Genomic DNA, 14,448 nt, shown 5'->3' with positions numbered 1-14,448 from the left:
GGCGGGGACAGAGCCCCGCCCTTATGAAACTGTCAGGCGTTGAAATAGTACCCCAGTCCTCTCCGGGTCACCACAAACTGGGGAGAGGCTGGGTCGTCCTCCACTTTTTCCCGCAGGCGGCGGATGGCTACATCCACTGCCCGCACATCGCCCACATAGCCCTCGTAATTCCACACGTGCTCCATCAGAGCCTCCCTGGAAAACACCTTGCCGGGCTGGGCAGCCAAAAACTTAATCAGCTCATACTCCCGCTGGGTCAGATCCAGGGCCCGGCCATCCTTATAGACCATCATCTGGTCGGGGTCAATGGAAATGCGGCCCAGCTCCATCCGGCTGCCCGAGGGAGTGGGGGGCGGAATGGGCGCGCCGGATACCATCTCACTGCGGCGGATATTGGCCTTGACCCGGGCCAGCAGCTCCCGCATGGAAAAGGGCTTGGTGATGTAGTCGTCAGCCCCCAGCTCCAGGCCCAGGACCTTGTCAGTCTCCTCCTCCCGGGCGGTGAGCATGATGACCGGCGTGCTGCGGTTTTCCTTGCGCAGACTGCGGCACACGTCAAAGCCGTCCATCTTGGGCAGCATCAGATCCAGCAGGATCAGGTCGGGATTCTGCTCCAGGGCCAGCTGCAAGCCCGCCTCACCGTCATAGGCCTCCAGCGTTTCGTAACCATCCTTAGCCAGATTAAAGCTGAGAATGTCCACGATATTCTTCTCATCCTCCACGATCAGAATACGCTTGCTCATGGTAACCTCCTGTCCTTACAGCCCCAGCAGCTGCTTGACCTTCAGCACCAGGGCCACCGTCTTGGCGTCTGTGATCTCCCCGGACATGACCTGATCGGCCAGCTGGGAGAAGGGAATCCGCTCCACCTCCAGAAATTCGTCGTCGTCCGGGTGGCAGGCTCCCTGCTTCAGCTCCTGGGCCAGATACATATGGAGTACCTCAGTGGAGAACCCGGGGGAGAGGTACAGGCAGCCCAGATAGGTCAGCTTGCCGCAGGTGACCCCCACCTCCTCCTCCAGCTCCCGCAGGGCGGCGGGGCGGTGGTCCTCCCCCTTTTCCAGCTTGCCGGCAGGCAGCTCGGTAACCACTTCCTGGAAGGGGTAGCGGAATTGACGCACGATGCTGACCGTACCGTCATCAAACAGCGGCAGGATGGCCACCCCGCCAGGGTGCTCCACCACTTCCCGCCCGGTCACACGTCCGTTGACCAGCTGGGCCTTGTCCAGCTTAAGGGTGACGATCTTGCCCTCAAAAAGCGTTTGGCTCTCTACGGTCTTTTCCCACAGTTCCATCCGGCATATCCCCTTTTTCTTCAATAGGATAGGAGCATTATATCATAATCCCGGCACCTGTGCCACCCTCAGCTTTTCCAATCCCGCCAATCATTACAGCTATACGCCGCCCGGCCCAGCCGGTATAATCGTCTGTGACCATGTGAGGAGGTAGCCTATGACCATCCAGCCCATCGGCAGCGCCAGCGTTGCCTTGTACATCACCCCCGCCGATCTGAAAGAGCACGGCCTGACCCCGGCGGGTCTGACTTTGGAGCAGGCCCTGGAGCTCACCCGCACCGCCTTCCGGCAGGCGGGGATGGATCTGGAGGGGGCCATCGAGATCGAGGCATACCCAGAATCCTGCGGCGTGCTGGTATTTGCCCATGTCCGCGCCCCGGAGCGGCGCTGGTTTTCCTTTGACAGTCTGGAGGATCTGGCCGCCGCCGCCCGGGCCGTGGCGACTCCCAGGCCGGACGCAGCCCTGCTGTGGTGGGGGGAGCGGTGGTGGCTCTCCCTGCCGGTGGAGGAGGAGCAGGCCGCCGCCCGGCTGTCGGAGTTTGGCCGGGGCGAGACCGACCGGCCTCATCTGGAGGCCAGTCTGGCCGAGCATGGCCGGACGGTACTCCCCTCTGACGCCCTTACCGGACTGCTGGCATATTTTCCTGGCTGAGCTATTGACAGGTATGGTATAATATATTCTCAGAAGATTTGTCCCGGTTGGGAGGTGGCGGAATGGAGCACAAGGGTGTCAAAGTGGTCGCCAAGAACAGCAAGGCTTACCACGATTATTTTATCGAGGATAAGTACGAGGCGGGCATTGAGCTGGCGGGCACCGAGGTCAAATCCATCCGCCAGGGCCATGTCAACATGAAGGACTCCTTCTGTATCATCAAGGACGGGGAGATCCACGTCCATGGGATGCACATCAGCCCCTATGAAAAGGGTAACATCTTTAATAAGGACCCGCTGCGCCCCCGCCGGCTGCTGATGCATAAGCGGGAGATTTTCAAACTGTTTGCCAAGGTCAAGCAGGACGGATACGCGCTGGTTCCGTTGTCCATCTACTTCCGGGGCCCCAGAGTCAAGCTGGAGATCGGCCTGGCCAAGGGTAAAAAGCTCTACGACAAGCGGGATTCCGCCGCTGCCAGAGATGCCAAGCGGGAGATGGACCGCACCATGAAAGCTCACCGCCGCGGCGGTTATTGAACGGCGGGGATTTGATGCCCCGAAGAAAGGAAGGAGATCCACATGGCTCAGAATCCTATCGTGACCTTTGAGATGGAGAACGGCGGCAAGATGGTGGCCGAGCTCTACCCCGAGGTGGCGCCCAATTCTGTCAACAACTTTATCAGCCTGGTCCAGTCCGGCTTTTATAACGGCCTGATCTTTCACCGGGTCATTCCCGGCTTTATGATTCAGGGCGGCTGCCCCGAGGGCACCGGCATGGGCGGTCCCGGCTACTCCATCAAGGGTGAGTTTTCCCACAATGGGGTGAAAAACGACCTGAAGCATGACCGGGGCGTGTTGTCCATGGCTCGGGCTATGCATCCCAACTCTGCCGGCAGCCAGTTCTTCATTATGGTAGAGAAGGCCCCCCACCTGGACGGCGAGTATGCTGCCTTCGGTAAGGTGATTGAGGGCATGGATGTGGCCGACGCCATTGTGGGCGCCAAGCGGGACCGGATGGACCGGCCCTATGAGGATCAGCGGATGAAGTCGGTTACCGTGGAGACCTTTGGTGTGGAGTATCCCGCTCCGGAGAAGTGCTGAGACTGCCTCACCCACAGAAATAAAGTATATTACCTGTCGCGGCGCGGCTCAGCCGCGCCGCTCCATGGGGGCGTACTGGTTTCGACGGGGACGTAGAGGCGGGAATAGCGGGCGGATGTGCCTGACATCCTAAAAACGGGCAACTTATAAATTAAAGAACAACGATAACGTCGTTCTCGCCGCTGCTTAATTAGCGGCCGTCCCGCCCGGAAGGACCACGAGCCGGGATGGGGCGTCGTCGAGTGGTGCACGTGTGTGCGCAAAGCTTTGAGCGCACCATGAACAATGAAGCTACCGAGCCTTGTAGTTTGACGGCCTACGCCAGGGTGAGGGAATGTAAATGACCGTCTGCGCCCGGAGAAGTTCCCGAGGAAGCGTTTTCGGACGGGGGTTCGACTCCCCCCGCCTCCACCAGATGGACATTACACGAACACCTACTTTTTCAAAGGCGGCTTTGCCGTAAGGGTGTGGCTGTGATGTCAAAACAGAAACTGAGGACCAAGGTACTATGCACCTTGGTCCTCGGTTTTTTTGTATGCTTATGCCCTATTGGGATTCATTGCCCAATCATAATAGATAGATCGTCGCAAGCAATGCGAGTATTAACACACACTCACTTTTCCTCTTGTTGGGTACTATGCCCCAAACCCCACTGAACACAGAACTCATTTTGGGGCTGCGTGTTCTGCGAACACTTTTGAAGGGTACGCTAAAACGCCGCCCCCTTTGCAGGGATGTGACGAATCGTTACACCCTTATGAGGTGGCAATATACCATCCCATCCGGCGATATAAGTTTCCCCAAAAGGGGGTTTCCAAAATGGAAGCCCCTTACTCGGGACGATAGCTATGGTGTACTATCCCTCCAAAAGGGTGTTCAAATTTCGCACCCCTTTACACCGTAAAGGTACTGTGAAACAGGGACACCCCTGATTCCGACTGGTACGTCGCAAAACGCGACGCACCGAACATGAGCGGGTAGGCAAAACGCCTATCCATCTCAGGTGTGAGAAATGCCCCCATGGAACAAACCGTTCCTCCTCATTACTGCGACAAAACAAAAAGGGACGCCCCGAAATAGGGCGTCCCTTTGCATATTATCTTTGAACTTTACTTCACTCCTCACTTTTATCAGAATACTTCTTTTTCCATGTTTCCAATTCCTTCCGCCCTTCTTCGCTGGCATATAATTTCTGGATTTCAGGTGCAAGGAATCGGGCGAAGGAATCAATGATGGACTGTGGCAGTTCGATCTCATATGGATTTTGACGTTTTTCTTGGCTGGACATAGTGTATTGCCCCAACAGCAAAACCTTTCCGGCTCAACTCAGTCCATCTCACACTCCTTCCCGGCGATACACAGCTGCGAAAGATTGTTCCCATACACAGAGGGGAAACAGATAATTTTAAAGCCTGAGAAAATTCTCATAGAGCTCCTTTCCCATCCCTTCCCTTCCGGGGTTTTCGCCGGAAAAGCCCGCACAAAATAGCTCGGATAGGAAGGGAATGAATCGAATTAAACTGGGTATATTTATCTTTTTCTTTTTATCTACCGTCTGGTTTTCGCACTTCAAGAAAGCGGATTACTGTACTTGTCGAATTCATTATTCAGACTTCCGGCGTTCCGTAACCGGATTTCTTGAAGTCGGTGTTCGAAACCGCTTCATAGTGTTTTGGGTAGATACGGTTGGGTTTTCCACACCCCTGTTTTTTGATGGATACAAGATCTGCATATTGCAGCTCCCGCAGCGTGTCCACCGCTTTTTGACGGCCACAGTGCAGCAGCTCGCACACCTCGTTGATGGGGTAATACAGATAAATTTTGCCATAATCGTCGGCCCATCCGTTTTTGCGGGACAAATCCGTTCGACGCAGGATCATCGCATACAACAGTTTGGCTTCGCTTGACAAGGAGCAAAAACTTGGTGCCTCAAACAGAAAATTGGGCAGTCGTATAAAACTTTGGGCCGGTGGCTTCTGATGAATGTAAAAGGGTTTTGTAGCCATGACAGGTACCTCCATGCGGACAATTAGAACGTGATTTCTGAGCGATAAGGGGTATTGCTATTCATCTCCATGATTGCCAGGCTGGAAACCGAGCATATATCCGGCTTTTAGAAGCTCTATTTGTCCGTATTCAACCTCCGTTTCCTGTCACTTGCTGTTTTCTGACGGCGGTGTACCTTGCGGGCACAATCGGGACAATACTTGGCACGGTTGGATTTTGCCAGAAACGGCGTACCACATTCTGCGCATCGCTTCAATCCTTTGGGACTGGTGATTTCAGCTTGTAAAGCCGGAGCACCTGGCAGAACCCAATCCCGGAACCAGGTGCAGCACAGAGAATAAGAGATGCTCTGTACACAGACACAAGGCTCGCCATCATCCAGCGCAATACAATTGCCGCCGTCATAATTGCAGCAAGATTTTCGAATCAGCGCATTGGCTTTTCTCCTTTGCTTGGGTGTCATTTGAATCAACAAATTGTTTTTCCTCCCAGCTTTGTGGTTGCAGCATATGCAGATATTTTTCCATGCGCTTTCCTCCATTTCATGTAGAGAATTGATTTTGTGAGATTTATGGTTTATAATAAACGTAAACCGTAAACTCTAATTGAATTGTACCGCAGAAAAAGCCTGAATGCGGTATATCAACCACAAATTATTTTGGTTTCAGAAAACGCACGTTTGTAAATTATAGTTTATAAACGGATAGGAGGATAAACTCATGCTGTATGACGAAGCACGGATGGCGCTGACCAAAGAGCGGCTGGAAGATCTTCGTAAAGAAAAAAAGCTGTCCTTTGAACAGCTTTCCAAGCAGCTTGCAGAGCGTGGCGTCAACATCAGCCATACAAATCTCAAAAATTATGAAATCAACGATCCTGTCCATCCTCTGTATGGCCGTACCCGCAGCATGAGCATCGAGTATCTGGTCGCCTTTGCGGATTTTTACGATGTGTCGGTGGAGTATCTGCTGGGACTGTCTAACTCTCGCAAACAGGAATACCACAATATTTCTGAGCAGTTGGGTCTGTGCGACGGGGCGATTGAAGAATTGATTCGATGCAAGGAAGATTCTAGCAGTGAGGAAGATCCGAAAATATATGCACAGCAGGATACGGCAATTCTAAATGATTTTCTCACCAGTATGGAGTTTGAAATTGTGATGGAGAAGATCAAGCAGAGCTTATTTTCGTACTATCTGTACGCACTGAGCAGTGATGCTTTTGGAACAAAACGGCGTGAGAGAAATGCTGAAAAATTGGAAGAAGCCCGCCTGTTGATGAACAAATATGGTTACTTTCCGGTTGAGAATGATGTAATTTCCCAAGTCCACATGGAAAATGCTATTGGCGTACTGAACTCTTATCTGCGAAAATTGCCGAAGCGACTATATGATGAATTTAGGAAGAACTAAACAAAGAAAGTAGGTTGCTAATATGGATAATCAGATTCACAACCAGATTGTGAGCTTTATTTGGGGCATTGCTGATGACTGTCTGCGCGACGTATATGTGCGTGGCAAGTATCGTGATGTGATTTTGCCTATGACGGTGATTCGCCGTCTGGATGCTGTTTTGGAGGATACGAAACAGCAGGTTATGGACATGAAAGCCAAACTGGATGCTGCGGGGATTACCAATCAAACGGAGGCACTGTGTGTAGCTGCTGGACAGGCGTTTTGCAACACTTCTCCCTTCCGTCTGCGTGATCTGACGGCCCGCGCCAAGCAACAGCAGCTCAAAGCCGATTTCACCGCATACTTGGACGGTTTTTCTCCAAATGTACAGGAGATTTTGCAGAAGTTCCAGTTCCGAAACCAAATTGACACAATGATCGAAGCCGATATTCTGGGCGCAGTCATTGAAAAATTTGTGTCGAAGGAAATCAACCTCAGCCCTAATCCGGTTTATACCGATGATAGCAAAACCGAGATCAAGCTGCCGGGACTGGATAACCACGCCATGGGCACTATCTTTGAAGAACTGATTCGCAAGTTTAACGAGGCCAACAACGAAGAAGCTGGTGAACACTACACACCTCGTGATGTGGTGGAACTGATGGCAGATTTGATTTTTGTTCCTATCAAGGACCAGATCAAGGATGCCACCTATTCCTGCTATGATGGAGCCTGCGGTACGGGTGGTATGCTGACCGTGGCGCAGGATCGCCTGCTGGGACTGGCGGAAGAAACCGGCAAGCAGGTTTCGATTCACTTGTTTGGCCAAGAAGTGCAGCCGGAGACCTATGCCATCTGCAAAGCGGATATGCTGCTGAAGGGTGACGGAAAACAAGCAGAGCATATCAGCTATGGCTCTACGCTGTCGATGGATGGTAACGCCACCAGACAGTTTGATTTTATGCTGTCCAATCCTCCTTACGGAAAGACATGGAAAGTGGACGCAGAAAAGATGGGCGGCAAAAAAGACATCCTGGACAGCCGTTTCAATGCCTACCTGGAGGATGGCACTCAGCTTGCCATGATCCCCCGTGTCAGTGATGGCCAGTTGCTGTTCCTGCTGAATAATGCGGCGAAGATGAAGACGGATACCCCTCTGGGCAGCCGCATTGCAGAAGTTCACAACGGTTCCTCTCTGTTTACCGGTGATGCAGGTTCCGGCGAAAGCAATGCCCGCCGTTACCTCATTGAGAGTGACCTGGTGGAAGCGGTAATTGCACTGCCGGAAAAAATGTTTTATAACACAGGGATTGGTACTTATATCTGGGTGCTGAGCAACAAAAAAGAAGAACGCCGCAAAGGAAAGATTCAGCTGATCGATGCCACGGCTATGAAATCCCCGCTGCGTAAAAACATGGGCGAGAAAAACTGCGAGCTGACACCGGAGCTCCGGGATGAAATCATGCGGATTTTCATGGAGATGGAAGAAAGCTCCGTCAGCCGTGTATTTGACAACCGGGAATTCGGATATTGGTCCATTACTGTCGAGCGCCCTCTTCGCCTGCGGGTGTACCCTGACAGAACGATTCCTGCCGACACTTTCAAAAAGGCGGAGGAGTTGGAGCAAGTACAGAAAGCAATCCGCTCTGTCCCGGCAGGAACCCCTACCGATGATTGGACGGTTTTTTCCAAGGCCACAAAGCTAAAAGCGGCCGCATTGAAAAAGATTCGTCCCTTTATCACGGAGAAAGATCCCATGGCGCAGCCCGTTGACGGAGAACCTGATACCGACCTGCGGGACACAGAGATGATTCCCTTTACTTATGAGGGCGGGATCGATGCCTTTATGAAAAACGAGGTGTTGCCATATGCGCCGGATGCCTGGGTAGACGAAAAGAAAACCCAGATTGGTTATGAGCTGTCCTTTACCAAGTATTTCTATCAGCCGGTGCAGTTGCGTAGCATGGAGGAAATCGTAAACGACCTCAAAAAGTTGGAATCTGAAACTGATGGTATGCTGGCGGAGATTCTTGGAGGAGTTGAGCAATGAGAAGATACGAGGTATATAAAGACACGGGGCTATTTTGGTTGCCTCAAATTCCACAAAAATGGGAATGGAAATTTCTTTCTCAAGTTGCCAAAGAGCAAAAGGATAGGAAGCCGGAAAATATAGATTTTGCGGTAATGTCACTGAGTTATGGAAATATAATACGCAAAAAAAATCTTAGCGCCGGATTGGTGCCAGAAAACTATAACAATTACCAGGTCATCCGTAAAGGAAATATTATACTAAGATTAACAGACCTACAAAATGATCATACGAGTTTGAGAACAGGGTTAGCAAAAGAAACTGGGATTATAACATCTGCATATACTTGCCTTTGCCCATTAAGCAATTCAGCATATCTACACTACTTACTTCATGCGTACGATATCCGAAAAGTTTTTTATGGCATGGGAGGAGGCGTTCGTCAGTCGATTGGGTACAAAGATATTAGAAATATGTATGTTCCATGCCCATCTCATAAGGAACAAGATCAGATTGTACGATATCTGGAATGGCAGACTTCTAAAATCAATCGGTTAATTGCCGCAAAAAAACAACAGATTCAAGTGTTGAGAGAACAGCAACAAAAATTGATTTGCGAAGTAATCACAAAGGGCGTACATAGTGATGTTGGCTGCAAAGACAGTCATATCGCTTGGATTGGCGATATCCCCAGCCACTGGTCGGCTATTCGCTGCAAATACCTGTTTAGGGAAAGAGATGAGCGGTCAAAAGAAGGTATGGAAACGCACCTGTCAATGAGCCAGAAGTACGGCTTGGTTCCTGACTCCCAACTGGATGAGCGCCGTATGCTGTCGGAATCATATGCTGGCGGAAAGCTGTGCTATCAAGATGATCTGGTGTTAAATCGTTTGAAGGCCCATCTGGGAGTATTTGCATTAGCGCCACAATTCGGAGTAATCAGTCCGGACTACACTGTTTTGATACCAAATACAGAAAGAATAATTCCGTCCTTTGGAGAAATGGTGTTGAAAAGCGCCTTGTGTCGACGTGAACTGCGGGTTCGAGTGCGTGGTATTATCGAAGGATTTTGGCGGCTCTATACAGAAGATTTCTATACGATCTATCTTCCTGTACCGCCCATCGAGGAACAAAAAGAAATCATGCAATATATCGACGCTCAGGCTAAAAAGGCTTCGGCAGTTGAGAACGCCTTAAACAGAGAAATTGAGCTGTTGCATGAACTTCGTACTCGTCTGATTTCTGATGTTGTCACAGGCCAGATTGATGTGCGGAGCATTGATGTGCCGGATTTTGAGTTAGTCGAGGAACTGGCAGATGAAGCCGAAGAACCAGAGGACGAGATGGAGGTGGAATAATGGCCATTGAGAAGCAAAATGGAGATATTATTGAGTTTGTCAAACAAAAAGACTATATCATGGTTAATAATGATCTGGGCGGCGGATCATTTGGCAAAACCGTTGTTTTGAAAGATCCGTATATTGACGAACTCTTTGTTGCAAAAAAGTATGAGCCAGAATATGACGAAATAAGGGAGCAATTTTACAAGAACTTCCTTGATGAAATCAAAATACTCTATAAACTTAATCACAGAAATATCGTCCGCATCTATAACTACTATGCTTATGAGAATATTTATAGAGGATATATTTTGATGGAATTTATAGACGGAAAAACGATCGATAAATATCTAAGTGAATATGAAGAACTTGATTCGATTTTGTGCGATGACCCGACGCCTGATAATATTTTTGTTCAGTTGATCGATGCCTTTGCGTATATGGAAAAACACCATGTCATTCATCGTGACATCCGCGAAGGAAATATCATGATTGATAAGTCAGGTACGGTTAAAGTAATTGATTTTGGAATTGGAAAACTTGTTGAGTCGACACAAGCTGATGATAGTTTGCGTTCGCAAATCAACAGGCGCAATGCTGATACATTACCGCAGGAATATTACGACAAAGAATATACATCTCTGACAGATATGTTTTATTTGGCGGAGCTACTTAATCGCCTGATGAGAGAAGCGGAGCATCCTGATGAGATGAATTTTTCTTATCAAAGCATTCTCGATAAGATGATGCAGAAAAAACCGGAGGATAGATACTCCAGCTTTGAAGAAATCCGAAAAGCTATCAGCAAGCGTGGGTTTGTGGCACTCAATATCTCAGAGGAAGATAAGAAGATCTATCATTCCTTTGTTGATAACTTATACAAATCTTTGACACAGTACACATCAGAACGCCAATTTAATACTTCGCCGGAATCATTTAGCGAGAAATTACAAAAGGCATTACAAAGCAATATTTTTGAAGAGTACATCCAAAAGAATGCAGATGTTATTAGCAGTGTGGTTTCGTGTTCGTACAGGTATGACAATAGTGTTGGTATTCCCTGCGAAGCGGTAAAAGCCTTTTTAACGTGGTATGAGTCTTACAGCATGGAAACGAAGGAACTTATACTGCAAAATATCATATCAAAACTGTCTACAATTGCAGTCGCAATTCCTGATGATGAATTACCATTCTAAACAAAACGAGGTGACACTATGCCAACCAACACAAAAGAATCTGGCATTGAAACTTTAATCGTGGATTGGCTGGTCAACCACAACGGATATGAGCAGGGTACCAATGCCGACTATAACCGCGACTATGCGATTGACGAAACACGCCTGTTTCGCTTTTTGCAGTCCACACAGGGCGATGCGATGGACAAGCTGGGCGTGTTCAAAAGTGAGCAAAAAAAGCAGCAGTTTCTCAATCGTCTGCAAGGTGAAATTGCCAAACGTGGAATCATAGATGTCCTGCGCAAGGGAATCAAGGTGTATCCGGTGGATTTGGTCATGTTCTACTTGACCCCCACCGCCAAAAATGTGGCCGCCCGTAAGATGTTCGAGCAGAATATTTTTAGTGTAACCCGCCAGCTGATGTACTCCAAGGACGCCACAAGGCTGGCCTTGGATCTATGCGTGTTTATCAACGGTCTGCCGGTCATTACATTTGAGCTGAAAAACCAGCTCACCAAGCAGAATGTGGACGATGCCGTTTATCAGTACCAGCATGACCGCGATTCCAAAGAACTGCTGTTTCAGTTCAAACGCTGCATGGTTCATTTTGCGGTTGACGATGCGCAGATCAAGTTCTGCACCAAGCTGGACGGAAAAGCCAGCTGGTTCCTCCCGTTCAACAAGGGATATAAGGATGGAGCGGGGAATCCGCCCAATCCAAACGGCATGATGACCGATTATCTCTGGAAGGACATTCTGACCAAACAGAAGCTGGCCCGCATTATTGAAAACTACGCCCAAGTGGTGGAAAAGGAAGATCCGGACACCAAAAAGAAAACATATACGCAGGTGTTTCCTCGATACCACCAGCTGGATGTGGTAGAGCGGTTGCTAGCAGATGTGAAGGCAAACGGTATTGGGCAGCGGTATCTGATTCAGCACAGTGCCGGTTCCGGAAAATCCAACTCAATCACTTGGCTGGCCCATCAGCTCATAGGACTGGAATCGGACGATGGTGAGCTGCTTGTGGACAGTGTTATCGTCGTTACAGACCGAGTAGTTCTGGACAAGCAGATTCGGGATAACATCAAGCAGTTTATGCAGGTGAGCAGCACCGTGGCGTGGGCAGAACATTCCAGTGATTTGAGAAAGGCAATTCAGGCTGGGAAACGGATTATCATTACCACCGTGGAGAAATTCCCATTTGTCCTTTCTGACATTGGCACACAGCACAAGGATAACCATTTCGCAATCATTATCGACGAGGCCCATTCCGGTCAGAGTGGGCGCACCTCGGCAAAGATGAACCTTGCCCTGTCTGGGTTGGCTTCTGAGGAAGAACAGGATAATGAGGATAAAATCAATGCCATGTGTGAAGGACGCAAGCTGCTGAAAAACGCCAGCTACTTCGCCTTCACTGCCACACCTAAGAATAAAACCCTCGAGACCTTCGGAACCCCGTACCAAGAGGGAGATAAAATCAAGCATCGCCCGTTCCATGTCTATACCATGAAACAGGCAATCCAAGAGGGCTTTATCCTGGATGTACTCAAATACTATACACCTATCGACAGCTTTTATCGCTTAAAAAAGACCGTGGAGGACGATCCACTCTATGATAAGAAAAAAGCTCAAAAGAAGCTTCGTGCCTTTGTAGAAAATCAGTCTTTTACAGTTGAGCAAAAAGCTGAAATGATGGTCAGCCATTTTCACGAACAAGTGATTGCCAAGGGTAAAATTGGTGGAAAAGCTAGAGCAATGATTATCACCAGCAATATTGAGCGTTGCATTGAATACTACTATGCGGTCAATAGATGCTTAGCTGCTCGGCATAGTCCTTATGAAGCAATCATCGCGTTTTCTGGCGAAAAGGAATTTCACGGTCAGCAGCCTGCATTGACTTCTGCGGGGCTGAATGGATTCCCAGATAACAAAATCCAAAAGACATTTAAGCAAGATCCCTATCGTTTCTTGATTGTGGCGGATATGTTCCAAACAGGCTATGATGAACCGCTGTTGCACACCATGTATGTGGATAAGCCACTTTCTGACATAAAGGCCGTGCAGACGCTCTCTCGGCTCAATCGCGCTCATCCGCAGAAGCACGATACTTTTGTTTTGGACTTCGCCAATGATTCAGCCACAATTGTAGAGGCTTTTTCTCGGTACTACCGCACCACATTGCTGTCGGATGAAACTGATCCCAATAAACTCTATGACCTGATTGCCGCGATGGAGGAGTATCAGGTATTCACACAGGATCATGTAGAGAAACTGGTCAATCTCTACCTCGACGGTGCCGAGCGGGATCGACTTGATCCTATTCTGGATGCTTGTGCTGCTGCATACAAAGAACTGGATGTCGACGGACAAATCAAATTTAAAAGTGCGGCCAAATCCTTTGTGCGTACATATGGATTCCTGGGGGCTATTCTCCCTTATGGAAATCCTGATTGGGAAAAGCTCTCGATTTTCTTGAATCTGCTTATCCCGAAACTGCCGTCTCCGCCAGAGGATGATTTTACACAGGGGATTTTAGAGGCGATTGATCTGGATAGCTATCGCTTAGAGGCTAAGGAATGTATTTCTCTTGTGCTTCAGGATGAAGATGCAGAAGTGGCCCCTGTGCCGACGGGTCAGATTGGAGCCAAAAAAGAGCCAGAGATGGATTTGCTCTCTGCCATCTTGACAACATTTAATGATATGTTTGGCAACATAGATTGGAATGATGCGGATAATGTCCGCCGTCAAATTCTTGAGATTCCGGCTATGGTCTCCAAGGATGAGCACTATCAAAATGCTATGAAAAACTCCGATAAGCAAAATGCTCGTATTGAAAGTGAGCGTGCTTTGCAGCAGGTTATTTTTAGCATCATGGCTGACAATATGGAACTGTTCAAGCAGTTTCAGGATAATCCCGATTTCAAAAAATGGTTGTCAGATCTGGTGTTTAATTTGACTTACAATAAGGAAGGAAAGCCTTATCAAACGCCGTCTCAGAATTGAGAAAACCGCAGTAGAATTGCCCCTATGTCCTGAATTGTGGCATAGGGGTAATTCTAAATAAAAAAGCGTTCGCAGAACGCGCAGCCGCAGAATGAAGTTCTGCGATCAAAAGGGGTTTGGGGGCGCTGCCCTCAACAAGCAGACGGCAGGAAATGTGAGTGTGTATTAACACTCGCATTGCTTGCCGGATTTGTGTGTGGCTATCCACACGCATTGCTTGCGCGCCTATATGTTTGACTTCCGGGACTGTATCGCATAGACCTGCATTTCTTTCTGGTTTGACCTCACAATATTATGTTGATATGGGGTTGAATGTTATCCTGTTATCTGATAAAATCAAGTTAACAGACAGGGGGTGTATCTTTTGAAAGAGGTAGCAGAAAGGCTGCGGTTTCTGCGGGAAAGTGTCAAGCTATCTCAGGTTAAAATGGCTGAAATCGTCGGTGTCAA

Annotated in this window: 14 protein-coding genes and 1 other RNA gene; 9 read left to right on the top strand and 6 right to left on the bottom strand. The window is 48.8% G+C overall.

The window, feature by feature from the left end:
- Positions 1-32 precede the first annotated feature (32 nt).
- Together Q0J75_RS06060 and Q0J75_RS06055 are read right to left on the bottom strand one after the other, a co-directional pair.
- The gene (locus Q0J75_RS06060) at positions 33-743 is read right to left on the bottom strand and encodes a response regulator (RefSeq protein ID WP_297198165.1); all 711 of its coding nucleotides are present in this window, start codon (positions 741-743) and stop codon (positions 33-35) included.
- Between the two features lie 15 nt (positions 744-758).
- A complete protein-coding gene (locus Q0J75_RS06055) occupies positions 759-1,295 on the bottom strand; it encodes an NUDIX hydrolase (RefSeq protein WP_297198162.1) in 537 nt (178 codons plus the stop codon).
- 157 nt (positions 1,296-1,452) lie between these two features.
- Between Q0J75_RS06055 and Q0J75_RS06050 the strand changes: the two genes are divergently transcribed.
- From Q0J75_RS06050 to ssrA, 4 genes are all read left to right on the top strand, one after another.
- On the top strand, positions 1,453-1,947 hold the full coding sequence (locus tag Q0J75_RS06050) for an adaptor protein MecA (RefSeq protein ID WP_297198159.1): 495 nt from the start codon (positions 1,453-1,455) through the stop codon (positions 1,945-1,947).
- A gap of 62 nt (positions 1,948-2,009) precedes the next feature.
- The gene (smpB, locus tag Q0J75_RS06045; protein ID WP_297198156.1) at positions 2,010-2,483 is read left to right on the top strand and encodes an SsrA-binding protein SmpB; all 474 of its coding nucleotides are present in this window, start codon (positions 2,010-2,012) and stop codon (positions 2,481-2,483) included.
- Positions 2,484-2,525: 42 nt separating this feature from the next.
- A complete protein-coding gene (locus Q0J75_RS06040) occupies positions 2,526-3,047 on the top strand; it encodes a peptidylprolyl isomerase (RefSeq protein WP_297198152.1) in 522 nt (173 codons plus the stop codon).
- A 66-nt stretch (positions 3,048-3,113) separates the two neighbouring features.
- Positions 3,114-3,461: a transfer-messenger RNA gene (gene ssrA, locus Q0J75_RS06035) on the top strand.
- 700 nt (positions 3,462-4,161) lie between these two features.
- Here ssrA and Q0J75_RS06030 read toward each other — a convergent pair.
- From Q0J75_RS06030 to Q0J75_RS06015, 4 genes are all read right to left on the bottom strand, one after another.
- Positions 4,162-4,335, bottom strand: coding sequence for a hypothetical protein (locus Q0J75_RS06030; RefSeq protein ID WP_297198149.1), 174 nt, complete (start codon positions 4,333-4,335; stop codon positions 4,162-4,164).
- A gap of 319 nt (positions 4,336-4,654) precedes the next feature.
- On the bottom strand, positions 4,655-5,053 hold the full coding sequence (locus Q0J75_RS06025) for a replication initiator protein A (RefSeq protein ID WP_257592660.1): 399 nt from the start codon (positions 5,051-5,053) through the stop codon (positions 4,655-4,657).
- Positions 5,054-5,169: 116 nt separating this feature from the next.
- Complete coding sequence (locus tag Q0J75_RS06020) at positions 5,170-5,517, bottom strand: cysteine-rich VLP domain-containing protein (protein WP_363315713.1); 348 nt, start codon at positions 5,515-5,517, stop codon at positions 5,170-5,172.
- Positions 5,456-5,581 (bottom strand): hypothetical protein, encoded by a 126-nt coding sequence (locus Q0J75_RS06015; protein WP_275951050.1) that lies wholly within the window; start codon positions 5,579-5,581, stop codon positions 5,456-5,458. The genes Q0J75_RS06020 and Q0J75_RS06015 overlap by 62 nt, the downstream gene beginning before the upstream one ends.
- 192 nt (positions 5,582-5,773) lie before the next feature.
- Between Q0J75_RS06015 and Q0J75_RS06010 the strand changes: the two genes are divergently transcribed.
- From Q0J75_RS06010 to Q0J75_RS05990, 5 genes are read left to right on the top strand one after another with little or no spacing between them, the layout of a single operon-like run.
- Positions 5,774-6,466, top strand: a complete 693-nt coding sequence (locus tag Q0J75_RS06010; protein WP_297198143.1) for a helix-turn-helix domain-containing protein — start codon at positions 5,774-5,776, stop codon at positions 6,464-6,466.
- A 22-nt stretch (positions 6,467-6,488) separates the two neighbouring features.
- Entirely contained in the window at positions 6,489-8,498 is a 2,010-nt protein-coding gene (locus Q0J75_RS06005) for a type I restriction-modification system subunit M (protein ID WP_204650116.1), read from the top strand.
- Entirely contained in the window at positions 8,495-9,835 is a 1,341-nt protein-coding gene (locus Q0J75_RS06000; protein ID WP_297198137.1) for a restriction endonuclease subunit S, read from the top strand. The genes Q0J75_RS06005 and Q0J75_RS06000 overlap by 4 nt, the downstream gene beginning before the upstream one ends.
- Entirely contained in the window at positions 9,835-11,013 is a 1,179-nt protein-coding gene (locus Q0J75_RS05995) for a protein kinase domain-containing protein (RefSeq protein ID WP_297198134.1), read from the top strand. Before Q0J75_RS06000 ends, Q0J75_RS05995 begins: the two co-directional genes overlap by 1 nt.
- 18 nt (positions 11,014-11,031) lie before the next feature.
- On the top strand, positions 11,032-13,998 hold the full coding sequence (locus tag Q0J75_RS05990) for a type I restriction endonuclease subunit R (RefSeq protein ID WP_297198131.1): 2,967 nt from the start codon (positions 11,032-11,034) through the stop codon (positions 13,996-13,998).
- Positions 13,999-14,448 lie beyond the last annotated feature (450 nt).

This window comes from uncultured Flavonifractor sp. (assembly GCF_944385615.1).
GTDB lineage: Bacteria > Bacillota > Clostridia > Oscillospirales > Oscillospiraceae > Flavonifractor.
Note: the sequence above shows the minus strand (reverse complement) of the source record. Positions and strands in the feature narration are given on the sequence as shown.